Source organism: Sphingomonas chungangi, assembly GCF_013778325.1.
In the GTDB taxonomy this organism is placed as follows: Bacteria; Pseudomonadota; Alphaproteobacteria; order Sphingomonadales; family Sphingomonadaceae; genus Solisphingomonas; species Solisphingomonas chungangi.
The window spans coordinates 1-20,000 of record NZ_JACEIB010000027.1 but is presented as its reverse complement, the minus strand read 5'-3'; the positions used below and the strand labels follow the sequence as shown (position 1 = coordinate 20,000).

The following is a 20,000-nucleotide window of genomic DNA, read 5'->3' as shown; positions in this document are numbered from 1 at the left end:
GAAAGGGAAAGGATCGGCGATGCCGAATTTCTGCGATGTCGATCAGCCCGGCCACAAGCCCTGGCGGCGTTCGCGCATACAGAACGCCTGGGTCGACAATCTCAGCATGAACGAGCTGATGGAGCGGCTCGATGAGGGGCTGGTCCTCACGCTCAACCCGGATCACCTCTATCACCTCCGGCGCAACCCCGAGTTCGCCGAGATCTACAGCCAGGCCGACTACGTCACCTCGGACAGCAAATATGTCTATTGGGCGCTGGGCTTTCTCGGCCGGCGCATCCAGGAGAAGGTGTCCGGATCGGACATCGTGCCGACCTACTGGAAGCGGCACGCGCAGAACCCCGACGTGCGCATCTTCTTCCTCGGTGCCGGCCCCGGCATCGCCCAGCGCGCGATGGACCGCATCAACGGCCAGACCGGACGCGAGACGGTGGTCGGCGCGTTCGGCCCGTCCTACAACTTCGTGAACGACGAGGCCGAAATCCAGGAGGCGATCGACCGGATCAACGCCTGCCGCGCCACCTGCGTGATCATCGGCCTGGGCGCCCCCAAGCAGGAAATCTGGGTCAAGCGCTACCGTCACCTGATGCCGCATGTGAAAATCTACATGGGCGTCGGCGCGACGATCGACTACGAGGCGGACGCGGTGCGTCGCGCCCCCGGCTGGATGGGCCGCAACGGGCTCGAATGGGTCTATCGCATGGCGACCGAGCCGCGCCGTTACTGGCGTCGTTACTATCGCACGATCGGTTTCTTCGGGCATGTGCTGCTCGACCGCATCGGCCTGTACCGTCCGCCGCCCTTCCCGTCGCCGGCCTTTCCGGGGCCGGGCAGCACGGCTGCTCCTGCGGCGTCGCCGAAGGGCGCGTCGGCCGGGACGTCCGAAACCGTTTGAGCTTATTCCCGTTCGCGGCGGCTTCGGTTCGCCGCGACCTTCTGGAGCCTGATCCGTGGAACGCATCCTCTTCGGCGACAACCAGTTTTTCGGCATCAACCACATGTCGGAAGAGAAGGCCCGCCAGCAGGCGATGCGCTTCCAGTCGACCGATGCGATCATCGAGGTGCTGCAGGCCGCGCTGCACGCTGGCGCCGGCGGCTTCATGTGCACCACTCATGACACGATCGAGAAGATCGCCGACGACGTGCGCGCGCGGCCGGACATGTGGAAGGGCTTCACCTTCTATCCGGGCATGCCCTACGCGCACAAATACGCCAATGCGGTGACCGAGCTCGGCTATTTCGACGCGCTGCGCAAGTTCCTGCCCAAGGAGGGCCTGGTCGATACCGTGCTGCGCGGCTCCAAGGCGGTGCTGGGCAAGGATATCGAGAGCATGATGACCCTGCTCGTCGATGCCGAGATGAAGATGTTCGAGGGGCTGGAGACGCCGGTCATCTTCCTGCAGAACGTCGTCACCGATCTGGTGCAGGGGCTGGGCTTCGTCGATGCCTTCCGCATCTTTTCGGAACATTGCCGCAAGCGCTACAATGCCGAGGCCGGCTTCATCACGATGAACGTGCCGAAGCTGCTGCCCATGCTGCACGAGGCGGGCGTCGAGAACCCGATCGTATGCGCCAACGTCAACAAGCTGGCCTTTCGCATGTCGGGCGGGATCGAGGGCTATCGCGAGGCGGTGAAGCGTCATCCGGCGCGCATGATCGCCATGTCGGTACTGGCATCGGGAGGCATCTCCCCGCGCGAGGCGATCGAGTGGGTGGTCAACGAGCCCTATGTCAGCTCGATCCTGTTCGGCGCCTCCAGCCGCGCGAACATCGAGAACACCGTGGCGCTGATCCGCGAATATGACGGCGCGCGGGCCGCGGTCGCGGCCTGATCGACCGTTGAAGTCATGCTGACCGACGGCATCGCCGGGCTGGAGGCGGCAGGGCACGATCTGTGCATCGTCGGCTCGGGGCCCGTCGGGCTGGCGATCGCGACCGATCTGGCGAGGCGCGGCCGCCGCGTGCTGCTGCTCGAATCGGGTGGCGATGCGGCCGACGCGCAGGTCCAGTCGCTTGCCGCCGCCGGCTTCACGGACGCGCGCCGCCACGACGACATGAGCATCGCCACGGCGCGACGGCTCGGTGGAACCTCGAACCTGTGGGGCGCGCGTTGCCTGCCCTTCGATCCGATCGATTTCGAGGCGCGCGACTGGGTGGAGGCCCGCTGGCCGATCTCTCATGCCGATTACGTACCCTGGATCGCGCCGGCGGTGGAGGCGACGCGATCGGGCGCCCCCTTTTATCGCGAGCCGATCCCGGGTGTGGCACTGGCCGACGACGGCTTCGACTGCACGACGCTGGAGCGCTGGGCGAACCGGCAGCAGGCGCAGATCATCCATGCCGAGGCGATCGCGCGCGATCCGAAGCTCGACGTGCGCACCCACGCCACGCTGGTCGACATCGCCTTTGCCGAAAGCGGCGCCGTTACCCACATCACCGTCGCGCACACGAAGAGCGGCGAGCGGGTGCGGCTGCCGGTCTCGATGCTGGTGATCGCGGCGGGCGGGGTGGAGAGTGCGCGCCTGCTGCTCGCCGCGCAGCAGCAGTCGCCGGGGCGTTTCGGCGGCGAGGACGGTCCGCTCGGCCGTTATTATATGGGCCATGTTCTCGGCGAGATCGCCGACATCGTGCTCGACGGCGATCTCGATCGCAATTTCGGTTTCCATGTCGATGCCCACGGCTCCTATGTCCGTCGGCGCTTCACCGCGAGCGCGGAGACGCAGCGCGCGCATCGCCTGCTCAACACCGCGCTGTGGCCGATCGTGCCTCCCATCTCCGATCCCCGCCACGGCAGTGCGATCCTCTCGCTGGTCTATCTGGCGATGAGCGTCGGTCCGCTCGGGCGGCGGCTGGTGGCCGAGGCGATCCGCAAGCTGCACGTGCCGGCCGGGCCGAAGCGCCGCCTGCCGCACATCGCCAATCTCGCGACCGGCATGCCGGCGGCCGCGATCTTCGGCGTCGATTTCCTGCGCCGGCGCTACGACAAGTCCACCCGCCTGCCGGGCTTCTTCGTGCTCAACAAGGCGCATCGCTACGGCCTGCAATATCATGCCGAGCAGGCGCCGCGTGCGGACAGCCGGGTGCGCCTTTCCGGCGAACGCGACAGGCTCGGCCTGCCGTCACTGCATATCGACTACCGCTTCTGCGAGCAGGACGCCGATTCGGTCGTCCGCATGCACGATCTGCTGGAGGATTGGCTGGTGCGCAGCCGCATCGGGCGGCTCGAGTATCGCGTGCCGCGCGAGGCGCGTGCGGCCCGCGTGCTGGAAACGGCGGCGCACGGCACCCACCAGATCGGCCTCGTCCGCATGGGTGCCAACCGCAGCGAGGGCGTGGTAGATGGCGATCTTCGCTGCTTCGATGCGCCGAATCTGTTCGTGGCGAGCACGGCCGTGCTGCCGACGTCGAGCCAGGCCAATCCGACGCTGAGCGCGGTGGCGCTCGGCCTCAGGCTGGCCGATCGGCTGGCGGCGGAGGCGTCACGGCCGCTCGAAGTGGTGGGAGCCTGATCATGGGGGTGGAAATGGCGAAGTCCGAGGTCGGGTCCGCGAAGCCACGTTATCGCGTCGCCTTGTTCAACAGCGGCGATCCGCGCGGAAGTAAGGTCGGCGGGATCGAGACCTACATCCGCGACTATATCTATTATCACCCCGAGGACATGGACCTGCTGTTCGTCGGCGCCGACGAGAGCGGGAAGCTGCCGATCAACGAGATCAGCGAGGTCGAATTCCGGGGACGGACCTTCAAGTTCCTGCCTCTGCTCCGGCTCGACGACCTGAGCAACGCCTATGGCGAGGGTATCACCAAGTCCGACACGTGGCGTTTCGCCTCGCTGCTGGTGAAGAATTGGGGGATGCTGCGCCGGGTGCTGAAGGGCGGCGGCTATTCGGCCGAGATCCGCCGGGTGGAATATGCCCCGATCCTGCGATCGATGGGCATCCCGGTGATCCAGATGGTGCATATATGGGGCGGCAAGGACCAGCAGATGTCGAGCTCGCTCGGCAAGCACTGGTATATCCGTGATGCGACCGAGTTCGTCGCCGCCGCCGTGTCCAAGAAATATTATGCGGTCAACCCGAACATGACCGCGATGTACAAGAAGAAGTACTGGCCGTTCGCCAAGAAGTTCGACACCCTGACCACTTGGGCGAACACGACCATCTTCCAGCCGACGCCCTACCGCTTCGATGACGGGCTGATGCACGTGATGTTCGCCGGGCGGCTCGATCTGTTCAAGCGGCCGGATTTTATGTTTCGGGTGATCGCGGCGCTGCGCGCCCTCAACCCGAACGTCCGCTTCCACTATGTCGGCGACGGCGATCCCGAGCAGTTTCCGGAGTTCGCCGCGATCCGCGACATCACCATCCGGCACGGCATCAAGAACAGCATCGAGATCGCCGCGATGCTGGAGAGCAAGCATATCGGCATCCTCACCTCCGATTTCGAGGGCATGCCGCGCGTGGTCATGGAGTTCCTCACCGCCGGACGGCCGGTGGTGGCGCGCCACCTGCCGCAGCTGGAGCAGGTGATCACCGACGGCGTCAGCGGCTATCTCATCCCGCATGTCGACGATCATATCGAGCTGCAGGCGCGCCGCATGGTCGAGATCTTCGAGGCGATGAAGGCGGGCACGATCACGCCCGAGAGCGTCAACCGCTCGGTCGAGGCGTTCCGCCCCGAGACGCTGCTTGGCAAGATCTGGAAGGATCACCGCCTGCTGCACGGACTGCCGGCGTGAGCGTCGCGCGGGTTCGCATGGCCCGGCTCGGCGCGGACGTGTCGGCGCTGGGATTCGGCTGCGCCTCGCTCGGCTCGCGGATTTCGGCCGGCAACGGGCTGGCGGCGCTGGAACGGGCGTGGGACGCAGGGATCAGCTGGTACGACGTCGCGCCCTCCTACGGCGATGGTGAAGCGGAAGGGCTGCTCGGCCGCTTCTTTGCCGGCAAGCCGCGCGATGCCTTCCAGATCGTCACCAAGGTCGGCATTCCGCCGTCTCCGCCGTCGCTCAAGCAGCGGATCGCGCGGCCCGTGTTGCGGGTGGCGCTGGAGGTGGCGCCGGGGCTGCGCGCGGCGATCCGCCGCCGCCGCCCTCCGCCCACCAAGCCGCCGATCGACGCTGCGATGATTCCGGTCAGCGTCGAATCGAGCCTGCGACGGCTGGGCGTCGATCATGTCGACGTGCTGGCGCTGCACGAGGCGAAACCCGACGAGGTCGTGCGCGACGACGTGCTGGAGGCGCTGACCCGCGTGATCCGGGCCGGCAAGGTGAAGGTCGCCGCGATCGCATCGAGCCCCGAGGCGGCGGCGGCGGGGCTGGCCGCCGCGCCCGATCTCTACGGCATGATCCAGACCGCCGGAAACCCGTTCCTGCCCGCCGCCGATCCGGGCCTCGCCGCCGATCGCGTCACCCACAGCGCGTACGGTAATGACGGCGGACCGGCGCGCCTTGCCGCGATGATCGAGAGCGACGGGGAATTGCGGGCCGCCTTCGCGGCAGCCGGCTACGATGCGGACTTCGCGCGCGCCGCCAAGGATTTCCTGGCCGACTACGCCTTCGCCGCCAATGCGGGCGGGGTCGTCATCATGTCGATGTTCCACCCCGGCCACCTTGCCGACAATCTCGCCCGCCATGCGCGCCCGCGCGACGATGCGGCGATCCTCCGGCTTGGCGCGATGGTGCGGAGCCGGGCGGGGTGACGACGGCCTCCGTTCCGCCGAAGAAGGCGCTGCCGCAGATCGTCGGCATCCAGTATCTGCGCGGCGTGGCGGCGATGATGGTCGTCGTCTTCCACCTAGGCTCGCAGATGCCGCGCCTCGGCTATGGCGGTCCGTGGCTGCCTGGCCTGTCGAGCGGCGTCGACATCTTCTTCGTGATCAGCGGCTTCATCATGTGGGTGACGACGTTCGGCCGTCCGATCACGCCGATGGAGTTCTGGCGCCGCCGGATCGTGCGGATCGTGCCGCTCTACTGGCTCGTGACGACCCTGATGGTGGTGCTGATGTTCGTGGCACCCCACGCGCTGCAAAGCTCTCGCTTCGCCGCCGCGCACGTGGTCAGCTCCTATTTCTTCCTGCCGGCCCCGCATCCCGTGACGCACGGGCTCGATCCGGTGGTGGTTCCGGGCTGGACGCTCAATTACGAGATGTTCTTCTACCTGATCTTCGGCCTATTCCTGCTCGCCAGGCCACGCCTGCGCTTCTGGGGCACGGTGGGGGCGCTGCTGGTGCTGGTCGGCGTGGGAGAGGCGGCCGGTTTCCCGATGCTGAGCCGCGCCGGCTTCTACACGTCGAGCATCATGCTGGAGTTCGCGACCGGCATGGCGCTGGGCTTGGCGACGACGCGCAGCGGCGTCTTTCCACGTCTTTCGCCGGTGCTGGGCTGGGCGCTGCTGATCGGCGGTTTCGCTGCGGTGGTGGCGCTGCCGGGGCTGATCGACGGTGACTCGTCGCGTTTCCTGGTGCGCGGCATCGCGGCGACGGCGGTGGTGGCGGGCATGCTGGGCCTCGAGGCGCGGGGCAGGATCGGGATGATACCGGCACTGACGCTGCTCGGCGACGCATCCTATTCGATCTACCTGTCGCACGTCGTCACGCTCTCGGTGGCGAGCCAGGCGTGGCGCAAGCTGCACCTCGACCATCTGCCCGGCTCGGTGCCCTTGTTCGCGATCGTCGCGACGATCGCGGCGGCGGCAGTGGGCATATTGTGCTACCGCTATGTCGAGCGACCGCTGACCGATCTGGTCAGCCCCCGGCGGCGCCTTGCGCCGATGCACCGACCCGAGATCGAAACGGTCTAGGCCTACGAAGAACGATGCGATCAGCTTCTGGGCATTGTGGGAATGCGAGGTTGGTATGACGAACGCAGCTGTTGTTTCGGTGATTGATCGGGCCACGATGAAGACCATCACGGGGGCGGCTATCGGACAGTGCGTTATCCTGACAGAAGCGGCTCGATCGGGAGTCTTTCGATGGGATCCCATGGTTTCGATCGATTGGCGATCGATCGATTCTCAAGAGGGGATATTCGTTTTTCCAAGTCAGTCCGCCGATGGCGCCTGGGTGAGGATTTATTCCGGCGCGCTCGATGTGACATGGTTCGGCGCCGTGGGCGACTGCCCTGATCTTTCAGAATTGTCGCCGAGCGCGGATCAATCGGCGATCTCCGCGGCCGTCGCCAGCGCTACGGACGACTGGAACTATATCCAGGTTGCGCTGCGAGTCGCGTTCAAACTTGGCGGCGGCGTCGTCGATGTCGGACGCGAAGGACGTATCCACCGCGTGACGCTCAATCTGGCTCAACCGGCGCTCGCCGTGGGTGCGAACACGACCCTGCGTGGGATTGACGGTGGTCGGATCGAACTTGACCCCTCTCAGATCACCAACTGGAAGTCGAATCACTGGACGGTGCCAGCTGGGACAGGCGTAGCAATGCTGTACGGGACGATCGGGGCTGGCGATCCGATGACAGGTTGCCGGCCAACTCCGGCCACACCGACCGGACCCAACGGAAGCCTTGTGGGCGTGGGTGCCGTGGACGGTCAGGCTGCCTATCCTGCCAGTTCCATGACCCTCGATCGTATGATCGGCTGCGTTCGATTCGTGGGCTTGGATATACGATGCCATCAGCGTGTGAATTGGAGAGGGTGGCCTGCCACCGGACCTGATGCACAGGATTGGCGTCTCGCTGGTATTACGAATTATTTTACTTACGATAGCGAGGTTGTCGACTGCCATGTTCATGGAGTGCCGAACACGGGAATCAATTTCTTTGGGGGTTTTAATAGGAAGATAGAAAACTGCCGAACGTCCTTTTGCGGGTTCGGCGCGCAGTTAGGTGGAAGTTGCAACGGTGTCCAGATCGCTCCGGCCTGGATAGCCGATAACCCTGAGATAAGCAGTCATGATGACAGGATCATTAACATAATATCGCGTTACACCAAGGACTCTGGTGTTGCTTTTGGCTATTCAAGAGGGATCATCATTGATGAAATTACTTCAAAGGGCGATCATGATCAAGTAATAGAAGGAATTTTTCCTTCTAATGTTTCCGTTGATAACGAAATTTCTATAACGAACGTCTCGTTCGACGGGCAGCATGATATCTGCCTTTTGGCGAAAACCGCAAACGTCGGTGACTTAACCGTTACGCTCAATGATGCGTTCATGGTTCAACCCAATGATACAGGTACGAACGACCGCTATCTCTTCATCAAAGGAGCCGGTTCTGGCGGTAGTGACGGCCCGTTCGCAATCGTCGGAACGGATTTGGTCAACAACGTCGTGACCCTCGGCGCCTCTATCCAGGCGGCAATCCCGGCCGGCACTCCATGCTATACGCGGGCGCGGCGCGTCATCGGTCTCGGCACCGGAAATCGGGGTCGCGTCAATATCAGCGCGGTGCGAGGCCACTCGATCTATGGTGTATTCAGCCTCTTCGACTGCATCTGGAAATACGACACGAGCGTTGATCCGAATAATCACACTACTAATCCGGTAACGGACAAGCCGAGCTATGCAAGTTTCACCGATATAGAAGTGAGTGATTTTTATTGCGCCTCAACCACCGCGTTGATTAGCAGTACGGCGTCTCACACTGTAATTAACGGACTACGCGCTTTCAGCGTGAGCGGTACAGATGCCTGTTACGCCGTCAATCTGAGCGGCGGTTTAGTCTCTGCTGTGATTACAGGCGTTGATATTGATCCAGGGCTCACCGTGTTCGCGCAATTGGGAAGCACCACTGGGATCTCGACCGTCCGGATTTACGATAATGTTGTCCGCGGAACCCATCAGAGCGCTATCGTATTGCGCGCAACGAGTTCGGCGGATCATATCTTGATTGAAGACAATGTCTTCATCAACTTAAACGCCAGTGGCGCGTATAACTCGGGCGTATTGCAAATATACGAGCCGACTTCGAAAATTTCGTCTCTTGTTGTGCGTCGCAACAAAGTGACCGCCGTGCGAGCGATGGGGCGGCCCATCTCTTTCGCACAGCCGGCTTCCAGTTATAGCAATGTCGGCTTTCTCACTTCGGTGACTGTGGAAGGCAATGATTGGGGTGGCGCCTCCGCGATGGGGATGTTCGGAAGTTATGGCAGCGGTGGTGGCAATTATGATCCTTATATTGCTGCGAGCTTTGATAATTCGACGAACTACGCCGGGAGCGTGATTGATCGGAATAACGAGCTGGCTGGCCAGCGCCAGCTTCGACAATCGTCAAGCACGATTGGGGGCACCTACGGTAAGGGCGACCGGATCGACTATAGCGATCCATTAGCGGGATCGGCACCCGGTGCTATTTGCACGATCTCCGGCACGTTCGGTGCGATACCGGGAGGCACGACCGTATCGGCGACTTCGGGGGGCGCCTATCAAACCCTTACTCTTTCGTCGGTGGCGGGATTGGTGCCAGGAAGCTGGATCAATGTCGGTAGCTCAGGTCTGAACCCGATGTTGCGCAGGGTGGTCGCTGTAAACGGCAATGTCATCACCATGTCGGAAGCCCTGAACACCGGCGTGCTCGCTGGTGCGATCGTAACCAATCAAGAGCCTGTGCTGAAATCCGTGGGGTACTTGGCTTCGTAGCCGGCTTTACCCCGCCTCAATCAGCGGCGCGTGCCCGTGAACCAAAGCGATGGCGCAGCCGGAGCATCGGCCGTTCGACGAGATGATAGGATAGCGTGGCAAGGCCGAATGCTCCGATCAATCTTGCCGCCAGCACGATCTCGCGCGACATGCCGCCGACGACCGGATAGACGACGAACGGGGCGGCGATGTGCCAAACGTAGAGCGAGTAGCTGAGCCGCCCGATCCACACCAATGGTCGGGAGTTCAGCAGCCGACGGGCGATTCCCGGATCGGGCTGAAATAGGACGGCGGCCGTTATCAACATGATCGCCGCGCTGGTCAGCGTGTAGCGCAGCGTCTCGCGGAAATAGGCGTCGCGCACCACCAGACAGCCGAGGATTACCATGAAGGCGGCGATCGTGATCGTCGGGCGAGTGGCGCGCTTCAAGAATGCGCGCCCGGTGCCATCCTCGCAAAGGGCTGCGATCAGAACCCCGAAGGCGATCGCATCAAGCCGAAATTCAGTGCGGAAGTAAAAATATTTTGAACTCAGAAGATGCGGCTCGGTCCATGCGACGCCTGTTCGCAACGCCAGACAGACCAAGCATACGGAGATCATCAATCCGATGATCGCGCGGGGCCTGCCGCGCAGCAGCCAGAAGCTTAGCGGGAATAGCAGGTAGAAATGCTCCTCCACCGACAGCGACCAGAATATCTCCAGCGGCATGCTTGGGTGGATCGACGGGGCGACGCTGCGCGCGCCATAGAGATAGTTGGCAAAGTAGAACAGCGCGGAGGCCGGCTGGAGCCACTCAATCGGCCGTGCGGTGACGAGATAAAACGTGACGACGGCGCCGGTGTAGAGCGCCACCACCGGATAGAGCCGCAGGGCGCGCCGGAGGTAGAAACCGCCGAACGCGAATCCTTTCGTCCTCTTCCATTCGGAAAAGATCAGCCGGCTGATCAGGAAGCCGGAAATAACGAAAAAGACGGAGACGCCGAGCCCGCCGGGAAAGAGCTTGGGCGAGATGTAGTGCGCGCCGATCACCAGCAGGATGCTGATCGCGCGCATGCCGTCCAGGCTCGGGATGTAGCCGGGCGTCGCCGGCATCCGTTCCGGCGTAAGATAGAGCGCGGCCGTGCCATGTTCGCGCGGATGCGGGCCGGCCGTCGGCGGCGCGGCACCGGCGTCCGTCAGTGCCACTGCCTCGGCCGGTCCGTTGCCCTGTCCCCCCGTCATGCTGCTCCCTATCGGTTCGGCGCGGCGTCGAGCGCGGCGGCGATGGCGTTCCACATCGGCTTCTTCTGGTAGCCGGCGTCGTACAGGCCCGGCCGGAGCAGCTGTCGATCGGCGCGCTGTCGATCCTCGGTGCCCTTTTCGTGCAGCCAGGTGTAATTGTCGGTCATGCTCCAGCTGATCACGCCGACGCATTCACGGAAGCTGAACGACACGTCGAGGAAGGCCTTGGCGAGCGCGGCGGCGCTGGCGTCGCGGGCGGGGACGTCGCCGGGAAAACCGCGATCGTTGACGTCGAACTCGGTGACCATCAGCTTCAGGCCCATCTGCGTGACTTCATGGAGGAAGTCGGCATATTTGCGCTCGGAGAAGGGATAGTAACCGGTGATGTGGCCCTCGATCCCGAGGCCCTGGACCGGGACGCCGCGCTTCAGCAGGCGCTCGAGCAGCCGCAGCATGCCCGCGCGGAAGGCGTCGAACACCGCGTGATCCTGTTCCAGCACGGCTCCGTTGGTGAACAGCAGGGCGTTGGGATCGGCCGCACGCGTGGCGTGGAAGGCAAGGTCCATATAGCCTTCGCCGAGCTTCGTCAGGAAGGCGTTGTGGCGATAGCCCGGCACATCGACATAGGGCGGCTCGTTCACCACCTCGTAGTGGACCACCTTGCCGGCCCAGGCGGTGGCGACCTTCTGCACGTAGGACGTCAGCAGATCGCCGGCCTGCCTGGTCGAGAGTGTCGGCACCAGCGCGTTGACCCACTTGGGCGTCGTCTGGTCATAGACCAGATCGTGGCAGCGCATCTTGGCGCCGGATGCCTGCGCCAGCGCATAGACCGGATCGACCTGCGAGAAATCGAGCGGCGCATCCTGGGCCGACTGGACGCGCGTCCAGTTGAAGCCGTTGCCGGGTACCAGCATGTTGCAGTCGGCCATCGCCGCCGCGCGGAGCTTCTGGTCGGTGTTGACCTCGGGAACGTCGAGCGCGCAGCCGAAATAGAGACCCTTGGCGGCGGCGCGCGCCTTGAGCGATCCGCCGGCGGGCGGGATTGCCGCGAGCGTCGACTGGCCGAGCAGGCCGGTCCCGGCAAAGGGAATGCCCGCCATGAGTCCGCCCGCGATCCACTCGCGCCGGTTGATCGTGATGTCCGTTTCGTCCGTCATGCCTCAGCCTCCGTAGGTTTCGCGCATGACCCTGTCCCAGGTCGCCGCGGCGGCTTTCGCCTCGGCTGCCTTCGCCATCTCTTCCCGCAACGCGGGGTCTTCCTTCAGCCGCGTGATGGCGGCCGCCACTCCCTCGGCATCGTGCTCGGCGACCAGCAGACCCGTCCTGCCGTCCTCCACCGCCTCGGGGATGCCGCCCGATCGTGTCGCCACCGACGGCACAGCGTAGGCCCCGGCCTCCAGAAAGACGAGGCCGAATCCTTCCACCCGCCCGCCATCGTCCTGATAACCGGGCAGGCAGAACAGATCGGCGGCGGCGAGCCGACGCTGCACGTCCTCCGTCGGCAGGCTGCCGAGGAACTCGGTCCGCGCCGGCAGGTCGGCGGTCTTCGCCTCCAGCGTCTTCGCATAATCGGGCTCGATCGCCGGGCCGACGACCCACCATCGCAGGTTGCGGGCCACCGGCTCGGGAAGCAGCGCCAGCGCGTCGGCCAGCACGCCATGCCCCTTGCGCGGGACGATCCGGCCGAGCGAGGCGACGACGAAATCCCCGTCGTCCAGCCCGTAGCCCTGCCTCGCCTCCGCGCGCGGGATGCGCGCGCTCCGCCAGGCATCGGAGACCGCCAGCGGCACGGGATAAGCATGCGCCTCGTCGATTGCCGGGAAGGAACGCAGCAGGAGTTCGTGCGTGTAGCGGCTGTTGCTGATCCAGGTCGCCCAGCCCTTGCGCCAGAAGCCGATCAGATCGAGCAGCCGCTTCCGCCTGGGCGCCTGCATGTAGATGATCTCGGTGCCGTGCACCGTGAGCAGCGCCTTCGCGCCGCGCAGCATTCCGCGCGCGAGGCGGACGGGAATGAAATAGGGCCAGTCGACCGCGTGCACGATGTCGAATCGCTCGCGCTTGAGCAGGCGCCGGGTGGCGAGGATGCGGCGGGGCAGGCCTTTCGCATCCGATACCCCGCCGGGCGCGCGGATCACCTGGAAGGGAAAAGCGGAATCGATCGCGCTCTGATCGGCATCGTAGCCCGGTGCGACCAGCGTTACTTGGTGCCCCGCCTGCGCTGCGGCCGTCGCCAGTTCGCGCGCATAGGCGCCGATGCCGCCGTGGAAGGGCAGGAACTCGCTGGTGAGAAGCAGGATCTTCACGGCGTCGCGGCTTTCATTCCGAACGGCATGTCTCGCGTCGCAATGATGCCGCACCACGCATCGAGCATTGCCTTGTCCCGCCGCGTTGTCATTCCGCCGCCTCCCGCGCGCCGTCATAGGCGCGCGATGCCGTCCGCTCAAAGTGTATTCTGCAACGCAGCGAAAGCTTTTGTCAAAAGACCGCTACCGGATTGCATTGTGTCTCGTTGCGAGCGGGCTGAGCATTGTGTGCCGCAACAATCGGGTTGAAGGCGGGTGCCGATCCTGCGACAACATGGCGCGGGATGGGGCGGAAGCTTCGGTGCAAGCCGATGCTTCCGGATCGATGCCATGGCCCGCGTTTACCATCGTGGTACGTGTGGCTTCGAGGCTCGGCAGGAATCAGGATCGGCACATGCGCATTCTCGTCACCGGCGGCGCCGGCTTCATCGGATCGGCCCTCGTCCGGCATCTGGTCCAGGACAGCGGCCATGACGTCCTGAACTACGACAAGCTGACCTATGCCGGCGTGCTCTCCTCGCTGGAGCCGGTCGCCGCGAGCAACCGCTACCGCTTCGTGCAGGGCGACATCTGCGACGCCGACGCCGTGCGCCGCGCGTTCGAGGATTTCAGACCGCAGATCGTCGCGCATCTCGCCGCCGAGAGCCATGTCGATCGCTCGATCGACGGACCGGGCGCCTTCGTGCAGACCAATCTGGTCGGCACTTTCACCATGCTGCAGGAGGCGCTGCGCCACTGGCGCGGGCTGGAGGGCGAGGAGGCCGCCAACTTCCGCTTCCACCATATCTCCACCGACGAGGTGTTCGGCTCGCTGGGCGAGGACGGCTTCTTCACCGAGGAGACGCCCTACGATCCGCGCTCGCCTTATTCGGCATCCAAGGCGGGATCGGACCACCTCGTCCGCGCCTGGGGCCACACCTACGGTCTGCCGGTGCTGGTGACCAACTGCTCGAACAATTACGGGCCCTATCACTTCCCCGAGAAGCTGATCCCGCTGATCATCATCCGCGCGCTCAACGGCGAGCCGCTGCCCGTCTATGGCGACGGGAGCAACGTGCGCGACTGGCTGTTCGTGGAGGATCACGCCCGCGCGCTGCGCCGCGTGTTCGAGGCGGGCAAGCCGGGCGAGACCTACAATGTCGGCGGCAATTCGGAACGCAAGAATATCGAGGTCGTGCGGACGATCTGCGCCACGCTCGACCGGCTCCAGCCGCGCGCCGACGGCAAGGCCTATGCCGATCAGATCACCTTCGTGGCGGATCGGCCGGGCCACGACCATCGCTACGCGATCGACGCCTCGAAGATCCGCACGGAACTCGGCTGGTCGCCCGAGCAGACCTTCGAGAAAGGGATCGAGGCGACGGTGCGCTGGTATCTCGACAATCGCGGCTGGTGGCAGGACATCCTCGATCGCCGCTACGCGACCGAGCGGCTGGGGCTGCAGGCAGCCTGACGCCGCTTTTCTCCCGGTGCCCGTGCGGGAGGGCGCCGGTCTTTCGACTTCAAGGGGCGGGAACGGGACGTGGCGAAGCCGGAACGCAGCAAGCTGATCAGGAACATCTCGTCCAATCTGCTGGGCGCGCTGATCCCGATCGCCGTCACCCTGTTCACCGTTCCGATCTATCTCTCGCACATCGGCGCGAGCCGCTACGGCGTGGTGCTCGTCGCCTGGTCGCTGCTCGGCTATTTCGGCTTCATGGACCTCGGCATCTCGCGGGCGACGACCAACGCGCTCTCGAAGATGGCGGATGGGGACGGGCGCGGCGCCAAGCATCGCGTCTTCTGGTCATCCTTCATCATCAACGGCTGCATGGGGCTGATCGGCGGCCTGATCCTCTACGTGTGCGGTTCGTACCTCTTCCTGCACGTCATGAAGGTGGCGCCGGAGGTCCGCGGCGAAATCGCCGGCTCGATCGGCTATCTCGCGGCGATGCTGCCGATGGCGCTGATGCTTGGCGTCGGCGTCGGCACCGTCGAGGCGCACGAGAAGTTCGTGACGCTCAACATCATCCAGACGACCGGCATGATTCTGGGCCAGGTGCTGCCGCTTGCCGCGGTGATGCACTGGGGGCCGTCGCTCGAGGTGATCATGCCGGTGATGCTGGTGGTGCGAGCCTTCACCTTCTGCTCGGTGATGCTCTACGCGATCAAGGTGTCCGGCGTGTCGCTGAAGCCGGTGGTGGACATCCCGCTGCTGAAATCGCTGTTCGCCTTCGGCGGCTGGGTGACCGTCACCAACGTGATCAGCCCGATCATGACCGACGTCGACCAGTTCGTGATCGGATCGCTGCGCAACGTAGCGGTGATCCCGTTCTACTCGGTGCCGATGAACATCGTCCAGCGATCGCAGATCCTGCCGACAATGCTGACCCGCACGCTGTTCCCGGTCTTCTCCCGGCTGAACCGGGACGACAGCCGCGACATCGTCTCGGTGACGCTCTGCCATCTCGGCACGATCGTCAGCCTCGTCTATATCGCGGCGATCTTCCTGTGCGGCCAGTTCCTCAACATCTGGCTCGGCCCGGAGATGATGGCCAGGGGCGGCCCGGTCTTCCGGCTGCTGGCGATGGGCGCGTGGTGGAACAGCCTCGCCTTCGTGCTGTTCAGCGCGATCCAGGGCCAGGGGCGGCCGCGCGCGGTGGCGACGATCCACATGAGCGAGGTGCTGCCCTATGTCGGGCTGATGCTGCTGCTCGTCCATTTCTACGGCGTCACCGGCGCGGCGGTGGCATGGATGATCCGGGTGACGATCGACGCCATGCTGCTGGCGGCGGTGCACAAGGTCGACCGGCCGGTCCTCGCCGCGCTGGCGCCGGGCCTCGCCTGCATGATCGTCTCGTTCGCGGCGGTGACGCTGCTCGATCTCGGGCTGATCGGCAGCATCGTCGGCTGCATCGTGATGTGGGCGGTGTTCCTGGTGCTCAACGCGACGACCAACCGGCCCTTCCGCGATGTGCTCGTCTCGTTCCGCCGCTCGGGCTTTCGATTGCGCCCCGTCGACGTGCCGCAATAAACCACGGTGGGGAGCGGCGGATGATCTACACGATCCTGGTCAACTGGAACGGCTGGCGCGACACGATCGAGTGCCTGGAATCGCTCGACGCCGCGCGGCAGGACGGGCTGACCGTGGTGATCTGCGACAATGCCTCGGCCGACGATTCGCTCGTGCGACTGCGCGGCTGGGCGGAGCGCCGCTTCGTCGGCGCCCCGCCACGCGATATCTCGGCCGAGCTGACGCGGGCGCGGGGCGGCACGCTGTGGGAAGCGCCGGCGGCCGGCGAGGGGCGGGGCGTCTTCCGCGTCGTGCTGGTCGATGTCGGGGCGAACCTCGGCTTTGCGGGCGGCAACAATGTCGGCATCGCCTATGCCCTGGAAGATGATGCCTGCCGCTACATCTTCATCCTCAACAACGATACCGAGATCGATCCCGGCGCGCTGATCGCGCTGGAGCGCAAGATGGATGCCGCGCCGGACGTCGCGGTATGCGGCGCGACTTTGGTGTATCATGACGATCGCGGCACTGTGCAGGGGATCGGGGGCACCTATGACAAGGTGAAGGCGCGCGCCGACCATCTCTGGCGCGGCCGCCCGCTCGCCGATCTGCCCGACGAGACGACCGCCGAGGCGGCGATCGGCTACGTGATCGGCGCCGCTATCTTCGTGCGGCCCTCGCTGTTCCGTCGGCTGGGCGGCCTCAGCGAAACCTATTTCCTGTATTACGAGGAGCTCGACCTCAGCCAGCGCCTGCTCCCCGGCGAGCGGCTGGGCTGGGCGCGCGACGCGGTGATCGCGCACAAGGTCGGCGGCTCGATCGGCACCGGCGGCGCCAGCGCGCGCGCCTCCGATCTCAGCATCTATTACGATCATCGCAGCAAGGCGCGCTTCTACTGGCGCTACTGGCGACCCTACATGCCCTTCATGCTGCTGCGGTTGGGCCACTCCACGCTGGCCTATCTGCGCCGGGGCGACGTTCGTGCGGTGAAGGCGATGTGGATCGCGATGGGCGATGTCGTTCTCCACGATGCCAGCTTCCGCCGCACCTTTCCGCGCAGGGCTGCCCGGGGATGAGGGCCGAGACGCGGCGACCGACCGCCTGGCCCAGCATGAAATACGAGCCCGCGCTGGACGGCCTGCGCGCGATCGCGGTGCTGGGCGTGGTGATCTTCCACGTCTCGTCCACGGCGTTGCCGGGCGGCTGGGCCGGCGTCGACCTGTTCTTCGTGCTGAGCGGTTTCCTAATCACCCGCCTGCTGGATGACGAAGCGGCGCGGACCGGGCATATCAGTATCCGCCATTTCTACATCCGGCGTCTGCTGCGGCTCACGCCTGCCTTCTGGTGCCTGCTGGCGTTCGTGGTCGTGCTCGCGATCGTCGAGCGGCGCTGGCAGATCCTGGAATCGGTATTTCTGGCCGGCACCTACCTGATGAACTGGGCGAGGGCCTTCTCGATCGGCTGGCGCGATTATCTCGGTCACACCTGGTCGCTGGCGATGGAGGAGCAATTCTATCTGCTGTGGCCGCTCGCCTTCCGGAAGATCCGCGAGGGCAACCCGCGGCGCTGGCTTATCGCGGCGCTTATCGCGGTGGTGGCGTGGCGCTGCCTGCTCGCGACCATCGGCGCGGAGCCGTCACGGACCTATAATGGCTTCGACACCCATTCCGACGGGCTTCTCGCCGGCTGTCTGCTGGCGCTGACTCCGGTGCCCACCCGCTGGCTCGCCATCTGCGCGCGCTGGGCGATCCTGCCGGTATTGATGGTGATTCCGATCTTCGCCGGCCTGAACGAAGATTGGTACGCCACCGCGACGTGGGGGCTGGTGCTGACTTGGCTCGTCTCGGTCTGGCTGATCGTCGCGTCGCTGCATCCGGGCTGGCTGCGGCGGGCGATGTCGCTCACCCCTTTCGTGTTCGTGGGGCGGATGTCCTACGGCCTGTATCTCTGGCACTATCCGCTCATCATGTTGCTGGAGCCGCGCTACGGTATGGTCGGCAGCATCGCGGGGGCCGTGATCGGCTTCGGATTGGCGGTGCTTTCCTACTACACGGTCGAGAAGGCGTTCCGCCAACTGCGTGTCCGCTTCGAGACCACCAAATCCGCCGCCGCGCGGCAGACGGCCGAAGGTACCCGCATCTAGTCGCTTGGCCGTCCTCGTCCGCCCATTCGTCCGACCGGAGCCGATCGAGCCAATCGCCGCCAGGCTCGATACCGCGCCCGAAACGCAAAAACCGCGTTCTCTCGACGTCACGCGGCAGCGAATGGGATCGCTCTCCGACGCTTCGGCTGTACAAATCGCATCGCCAACGACGCGCGTCCGCCCGAAATCAGGCCTTGGTGCCCGCCGGAACACGCGCAGCGGCCGCGCGAACGCGAGGGCGGCGTGAAAGCACGGAGCGGCTCGCATAGCCAATCGACAGTGCCAATATCAGCGCACCGCCCTCTTCCCACAGAAAGGTGCTCGTCGTCTGCATGATCGCCACGAACAGGAAGAGGCTCGTCAGCGTCCTGCCGATCACGATGTCGCTGTCGGGTCGTCCGCCCGCCGACTTCACGAACCGATAGACCAGCATATTGCAGAGCAGCAGCAGCAGCAGCCCGAGCATGCCGAACTGCAGGAATTCGCCGAGATAGCCGATGTCGGACGGTGCGAGGATGCTGTTGCCATAGACGGAGGCCAGATCATCCGCCGTCCCATACAGGCCCGTGCCCAGCAACGGATAGGCATGGATGAAATCGAAGGCTATTTCCGCTTCGTAATAGCGCACGAGTCCGGTCGCGTCCGACTGCAGCACGCCGTAGATGTTGAAGGAAAAGATTGCCAGCACGGCCGACCCGATCAAAGTGACCAGGATGAAGCCCATGCCGGCCTTGAGCTTGGTGGCCCGGGAGAGCGGAATGAAGCTGATCACGGCCGTCAGCAGGATGGCGGCCATCATGAACCGGAAGTCGCAGATCGCGATGCAGAAGCCGAAGAACAAGGTGATGCCCAGCCACGTCGTCGATCGTCGGGCGCGATATTGCTCGAGCGCGTAGAAGAAGCCGAAGGCGAGGTGGATCGCCGAAACAGCAATACGGAACGCGGCATCGGACACCGAGGTGCCCTCCACGCCGTGCGCGATCATGATCGAACTGCCCGTTTCCAGCCCGTGCGAGCGGGCCACAGCCAGCTGGTAGGCGTCTATGCTGTAGTGGAAATGCAGAAATGTCAGGGCGTAGGCAAAGCAGGCGGCGAAGATCATGCGCATCGCGCGATCCAGCGGATATTGCCTCGCATAGATCGCGATCAGGCCGCAGGAGAACAGGCCAGGAAAGGATGCGAGCGAGGCAGCGTAGAATTTGAGGCCGAAATGGAGAACGAAGACCATCAGCTCGATGAAGATGAAGGTCGCCATCGCGATGATGAAATTGCGCGCCGTCGGATGTAGCATGACCGCAAGCACCAGGAATATGGCGTTGCTCGCGAACATGTAGGTGTTGACCAGGCTCTTGCCGCCCGGAAAAAATTCGAATGTACGGCTGAAGAATATCGCGACCAGGAACAGGTTGAAGACGAGGATGCCGTCCAGCAGCGTCGTCGGGAGGTAGGCATGAAGCCCGCGCAGCGACTGCGCGTTTCTCCATGTCCGGATCGGCGGGGCGGGTTGGGTTGCCATATTACAATACCGGCCTTGTGTGCCCGATCTGCATGCTCGACCGGATGATCATCACGCGCGCTCGCGCTGTCGTGGCAAGGCTGGCGGATGGGGATGCGCTAAAAAGGCGACCCGATCCCGCCGGCCCGTGATCCCGCCGGTTCAGCCCCGACTCCACGGCCATTTACGGTGGTTTTGGTTATCCTGTTTGTCGCCGTAGGAGTAGGAGTAGGTGTAGTTGTACCCGTATCCGTAAC

15 protein-coding genes are annotated in these 20,000 nt (G+C 64.5%); 11 read left to right on the top strand and 4 right to left on the bottom strand.

Annotation, left to right across the window (positions count from 1 at the left end):
• Positions 1-19 precede the first annotated feature (19 nt).
• The 7 genes from HZF05_RS17920 to HZF05_RS17890 are packed head-to-tail and all read left to right on the top strand — an operon-like array spanning position 20 to position 9,588.
• Positions 20-895: a WecB/TagA/CpsF family glycosyltransferase gene (locus tag HZF05_RS17920; protein WP_160363868.1), complete on the top strand. Its 876-nt coding sequence runs from the start codon at positions 20-22 to the stop codon at positions 893-895.
• A gap of 55 nt (positions 896-950) precedes the next feature.
• Entirely contained in the window at positions 951-1,832 is an 882-nt protein-coding gene (locus HZF05_RS17915; RefSeq protein ID WP_220129906.1) for a hypothetical protein, read from the top strand.
• A 15-nt stretch (positions 1,833-1,847) separates the two neighbouring features.
• A complete protein-coding gene (locus HZF05_RS17910; protein WP_160363867.1) occupies positions 1,848-3,509 on the top strand; it encodes a GMC oxidoreductase in 1,662 nt (553 codons plus the stop codon).
• A 2-nt stretch (positions 3,510-3,511) separates the two neighbouring features.
• Positions 3,512-4,738, top strand: coding sequence for a glycosyltransferase (locus HZF05_RS17905; protein ID WP_160363866.1), 1,227 nt, complete (start codon positions 3,512-3,514; stop codon positions 4,736-4,738).
• Positions 4,735-5,697, top strand: coding sequence for an aldo/keto reductase (locus tag HZF05_RS17900; protein ID WP_160363865.1), 963 nt, complete (start codon positions 4,735-4,737; stop codon positions 5,695-5,697). Before HZF05_RS17905 ends, HZF05_RS17900 begins: the two co-directional genes overlap by 4 nt.
• Positions 5,694-6,797: an acyltransferase family protein gene (locus HZF05_RS17895; protein WP_160363864.1), complete on the top strand. Its 1,104-nt coding sequence runs from the start codon at positions 5,694-5,696 to the stop codon at positions 6,795-6,797. Before HZF05_RS17900 ends, HZF05_RS17895 begins: the two co-directional genes overlap by 4 nt.
• Positions 6,798-6,852: 55 nt before the next feature.
• Positions 6,853-9,588 carry a hypothetical protein gene (locus HZF05_RS17890; protein ID WP_160363863.1) on the top strand — a complete coding sequence of 912 codons (2,736 nt, stop codon included), beginning with the start codon at positions 6,853-6,855 and terminating at the stop codon, positions 9,586-9,588.
• A 16-nt stretch (positions 9,589-9,604) separates the two neighbouring features.
• Here the strand turns inward: HZF05_RS17890 and HZF05_RS17885 are convergent, their stop codons facing one another.
• Genes HZF05_RS17885 through HZF05_RS17875 form a run of 3 tightly spaced genes read right to left on the bottom strand, consistent with a single transcriptional unit; the run spans position 9,605 to position 13,113 of the window.
• Entirely contained in the window at positions 9,605-10,810 is a 1,206-nt protein-coding gene (locus HZF05_RS17885) for an acyltransferase family protein (RefSeq protein WP_160363862.1), read from the bottom strand.
• Between the two features lie 8 nt (positions 10,811-10,818).
• The gene (locus HZF05_RS17880; protein WP_160363861.1) at positions 10,819-11,967 is read right to left on the bottom strand and encodes an endo-1,4-beta-xylanase; all 1,149 of its coding nucleotides are present in this window, start codon (positions 11,965-11,967) and stop codon (positions 10,819-10,821) included.
• Between the two features lie 3 nt (positions 11,968-11,970).
• Complete coding sequence (locus HZF05_RS17875; protein WP_160363860.1) at positions 11,971-13,113, bottom strand: glycosyltransferase; 1,143 nt, start codon at positions 13,111-13,113, stop codon at positions 11,971-11,973.
• 394 nt (positions 13,114-13,507) lie between these two features.
• Here HZF05_RS17875 and rfbB point away from each other — a divergent pair, with 394 nt between their 5' ends.
• The 4 genes from rfbB (at position 13,508) to HZF05_RS17855 (ending at position 18,248) form a co-directional block, all read left to right on the top strand.
• Positions 13,508-14,566 carry a dTDP-glucose 4,6-dehydratase gene (gene rfbB / locus HZF05_RS17870; RefSeq protein WP_160363859.1) on the top strand — a complete coding sequence of 353 codons (1,059 nt, stop codon included), beginning with the start codon at positions 13,508-13,510 and terminating at the stop codon, positions 14,564-14,566.
• A gap of 69 nt (positions 14,567-14,635) precedes the next feature.
• Complete coding sequence (locus tag HZF05_RS17865) at positions 14,636-16,126, top strand: oligosaccharide flippase family protein (protein ID WP_160363858.1); 1,491 nt, start codon at positions 14,636-14,638, stop codon at positions 16,124-16,126.
• A 20-nt stretch (positions 16,127-16,146) separates the two neighbouring features.
• Positions 16,147-17,181: a glycosyltransferase family 2 protein gene (locus HZF05_RS17860; protein WP_160363857.1), complete on the top strand. Its 1,035-nt coding sequence runs from the start codon at positions 16,147-16,149 to the stop codon at positions 17,179-17,181.
• Entirely contained in the window at positions 17,178-18,248 is a 1,071-nt protein-coding gene (locus HZF05_RS17855) for an acyltransferase family protein (protein WP_160363856.1), read from the top strand. The genes HZF05_RS17860 and HZF05_RS17855 overlap by 4 nt, the downstream gene beginning before the upstream one ends.
• Positions 18,249-18,435: 187 nt before the next feature.
• Here HZF05_RS17855 and HZF05_RS17850 read toward each other — a convergent pair whose 3' ends face one another.
• Positions 18,436-19,764: a hypothetical protein gene (locus tag HZF05_RS17850; protein ID WP_160363855.1), complete on the bottom strand. Its 1,329-nt coding sequence runs from the start codon at positions 19,762-19,764 to the stop codon at positions 18,436-18,438.
• Positions 19,765-20,000: the final 236 nt, after the last annotated feature.

Bases quoted from the DNA above. Each gene is read 5' to 3' on its own strand.
- HZF05_RS17905 (WP_160363866.1), top strand. From the start codon at position 3,512: ATGGGGGTGGAAATGGCGAAGTCCGAGGTCGGGTCCGCGAAGCCACGT.
- HZF05_RS17850 (WP_160363855.1), bottom strand. From the start codon at position 19,764: ATGGCAACCCAACCCGCCCCGCCGATCCGGACATGGAGAAACGCGCAG.
- HZF05_RS17855 (WP_160363856.1), top strand. From the start codon at position 17,178: ATGAGGGCCGAGACGCGGCGACCGACCGCCTGGCCCAGCATGAAATAC.
- HZF05_RS17885 (WP_160363862.1), bottom strand. From the start codon at position 10,810: ATGACGGGGGGACAGGGCAACGGACCGGCCGAGGCAGTGGCACTGACG.
- HZF05_RS17910 (WP_160363867.1), top strand. From the start codon at position 1,848: ATGCTGACCGACGGCATCGCCGGGCTGGAGGCGGCAGGGCACGATCTG.
- HZF05_RS17860 (WP_160363857.1), top strand. From the start codon at position 16,147: ATGATCTACACGATCCTGGTCAACTGGAACGGCTGGCGCGACACGATC.
- rfbB (WP_160363859.1), top strand. From the start codon at position 13,508: ATGCGCATTCTCGTCACCGGCGGCGCCGGCTTCATCGGATCGGCCCTC.
- HZF05_RS17920 (WP_160363868.1), top strand. From the start codon at position 20: ATGCCGAATTTCTGCGATGTCGATCAGCCCGGCCACAAGCCCTGGCGG.
- HZF05_RS17890 (WP_160363863.1), top strand. From the start codon at position 6,853: ATGACGAACGCAGCTGTTGTTTCGGTGATTGATCGGGCCACGATGAAG.
- HZF05_RS17880 (WP_160363861.1), bottom strand. From the start codon at position 11,967: ATGACGGACGAAACGGACATCACGATCAACCGGCGCGAGTGGATCGCG.